General features: G+C 54.4%; 2 rRNA genes. Both read right to left on the bottom strand.

The features are described from left to right. Positions 1-2 precede the first annotated feature (2 nt). Positions 3-118: ribosomal RNA gene (rrf, locus tag Xbud_RS21545) — 5S ribosomal RNA — on the bottom strand. A gap of 132 nt (positions 119-250) precedes the next feature. Continuing rightward, positions 251-3159, bottom strand: a 23S ribosomal RNA gene (locus tag Xbud_RS21540). Positions 3160-3271 lie beyond the last annotated feature (112 nt).

The raw sequence follows: 3271 nt of genomic DNA, 5'->3' as shown, positions 1-3271 counted from the left end.
ATGTCTGGCAGTGCCCTACTCTCACATGGGGAGACCCCACACTACCATCGGCGCTACGGCGTTTCACTGCTGAGTTCGGCATGGGGTCAGGTGGGACCACCGCGCTGTTGCCGCCAGACAAATCCTGTATTCAATCCCGAACAAGCTGCTTGTTATTTTCGTCCGTCACCGCTTCCGCGCCTATCGAAAATATACCTGAAACCCTGTCTTTCTCTCGTCTCTCAAACCCACAAAACCCCTTCGGTGTTGTCAGGTTAAGCCGCACGGGGCATTAGTACTGGTCAGCTCAACGTCTCGCAACGCTTACACACCCAGCCTATCCACGTCCTCGTCTCGGACGGCCCTTCAGGACTCTCCAGGAGTCAGGGAAGACTCATCTCAAGGCAAGTTTCCCGCTTAGATGCTTTCAGCGGTTATCTCTGCCGCACTTAGCTACCGGGCAGTGCCATTGGCATGACAACCCGTACACCAGTGGTGCGTCCACTCCGGTCCTCTCGTACTAGGAGCAGCCCCTTTCAGTCTTCCAGCGCCCACGGCAGATAGGGACCGAACTGTCTCACGACGTTCTAAACCCAGCTCGCGTACCACTTTAAATGGCGAACAGCCATACCCTTGGGACCTACTTCAGCCCCAGGATGTGATGAGCCGACATCGAGGTGCCAAACACCGCCGTCGATATGAACTCTTGGGCGGTATCAGCCTGTTATCCCCGGAGTACCTTTTATCCGTTGAGCGATGGCCCTTCCATGCAGAACCACCGGATCACTAAGACCTACTTTCGTACCTGCTCGCGCCGTCACGCTCGCAGTCAAGCCAGCTTATGCCTTTGCACTAACCTCACGATGTCCGACCGTGATTAGCTGACCTTCGTGCTCCTCCGTTACGCTTTGGGAGGAGACCGCCCCAGTCAAACTACCCGCCAGACACTGTCCGCAACCCGGATGACGGGCCTACGTTAGAACATCAAACATTCAAGGGTGGTATTTCAAGGATGGCTCCGTGCAGACTGGCGTCCGCACTTCACAGCCTCCCACCTATCCTACACATCAAGGCTCAAGGTTCAGTGTCAAGCTATAGTAAAGGTTCACGGGGTCTTTCCGTCTTGCCGCGGGTACACTGCATCTTCACAGCGAGTTCAATTTCACTGAGTCTCGGGTGGAGACAGCCTGGCCATCATTACGCCATTCGTGCAGGTCGGAACTTACCCGACAAGGAATTTCGCTACCTTAGGACCGTTATAGTTACGGCCGCCGTTTACTGGGGCTTCGATCAAGAGCTTCTCCCTGAGGATGACCCCATCAATTAACCTTCCAGCACCGGGCAGGCGTCACACCGTATACGTCCACTTTCGTGTTTGCACAGTGCTGTGTTTTTATTAAACAGTTGCAGCCAGCTGGTATCTGCGGCTGGCCTCGGCTCCAAGAGCATGTCTTTTCACCTGGCGCCAGCGTGCCTTCTCCCGAAGTTACGGCACCATTTTGCCTAGTTCCTTCACCCGAGTTCTCTCAAGCGCCTGAGTATTCTCTACCTGACCACCTGTGTCGGTTTGGGGTACGATTCCGTGTTACCTGGTGCTTAGAGGCTTTTCCTGGAAGCAGGGCATCTGTCACTTCAGCACCGTGGTGCCTCGTCATCACGCCTCAGTGTTGCGGATAACCGGATTTGCCGGGTTATCCCACCTACACGCTTAAACCGGGACGACCGTCGCCCGGATGACATAGCCTTCTCCGTCCCCCCTTCGCAGTAACACCGAGTACAGGAATATTAACCTGTTTCCCATCGACTACGCTTTTCAGCCTCGCCTTAGGGGCCGACTCACCCTGCCCCGATTAACGTTGGACAGGAACCCTTGGTCTTCCGGCGAGCGGGTTTTTCACCCGCTTTATCGTTACTTATGTCAGCATTCGCACTTCTGATACCTCCAGCAGACCTCACGGCCCGCCTTCGACGGCTTACAGAACGCTCCCCTACCCAGCAACACCGCAGTGTCGCTGCCGCAGCTTCGGTGCATGGTTTAGCCCCGTTACATCTTCCGCGCAGGCCGACTCGACCAGTGAGCTATTACGCTTTCTTTAAATGATGGCTGCTTCTAAGCCAACATCCTGGCTGTCTGAGCCTTCCCACTTCGTTTCCCACTTAACCATGACTTGGGGACCTTAGCTGGCGGTCTGGGTTGTTTCCCTCTTCACGACGGACGTTAGCACCCGCCGTGTGTCTCCCGTGATAACATTCTCCGGTATTCGCAGTTTGCATCGGGTTGGTAAGTCGGGATGACCCCCTAGCCGAAACAGTGCTCTACCCCCGGAGATGACTTCACGAGGCGCTACCTAAATAGCTTTCGGGGAGAACCAGCTATCTCCCGGTTTGATTGGCCTTTCACCCCCAGCCACAAGTCATCCGCTAATTTTTCAACATTAGTCGGTTCGGTCCTCCAGTTAGTGTTACCCAACCTTCAACCTGCCCATGGCTAGCTCACCGGGTTTCGGGTCTATACCCTGCAACTTAACGCCCAGTTAAGACTCGGTTTCCCTCCGGCTCCCCTATACGGTTAACCTTGCTACAGAATATAAGTCGCTGACCCATTATACAAAAGGTACGCAGTCACCCTGATAAATCAGGGCTCCCACTGCTTGTACGTACACGGTTTCAGGTTCTCTTTCACTCCCCTCGCCGGGGTTCTTTTCGCCTTTCCCTCACGGTACTGGTTCACTATCGGTCAGTCAGGAGTATTTAGCCTTGGAGGATGGTCCCCCCACATTCAGACAGGATACCACGTGTCCCGCCCTACTCTTCGAGCTCACAATACGCACGCCTTCGGATACGGGGCTGTCACCCTTTACTGCCGGCCTTTCCAGACCGTTCTCCTGACATGAATATCGCTGATGGCTCTGGGCTGCTCCCCGTTCGCTCGCCGCTACTGGGGGAATCTCGGTTGATTTCTTTTCCTCGGGGTACTGAGATGTTTCAGTTCCCCCGGTTCGCCTCCTTACCCTATGAATTCAGATAAGGATAGTGCAACGGATTGCACTGGGTTTCCCCATTCGGACATCGCCGGCTATAACGGGTCATATCACCTTACCGGCGCTTTTCGCAGATTAGCACGTCCTTCATCGCCTCTGACTGCCTAGGCATCCACCGTGTACGCTTAGTCGCTTAACCTCACAACCCGAAGGTGTCTTCGGACTGGAGTTTTGAGAGACTCATCAATACCGTCTTCCGACGCTACTGATTGTTTCAAATTTTCAGCTTGTTCCAGATTGTTAAAGAGCAA

It is taken from the genome of Xenorhabdus budapestensis, from assembly GCF_002632465.1.
Lineage (GTDB): Bacteria > Pseudomonadota > Gammaproteobacteria > Enterobacterales > Enterobacteriaceae > Xenorhabdus > Xenorhabdus budapestensis.
The sequence above is the reverse complement of the archived record's forward strand: the minus strand, read 5'-3'. Positions and strand labels throughout refer to the sequence as shown.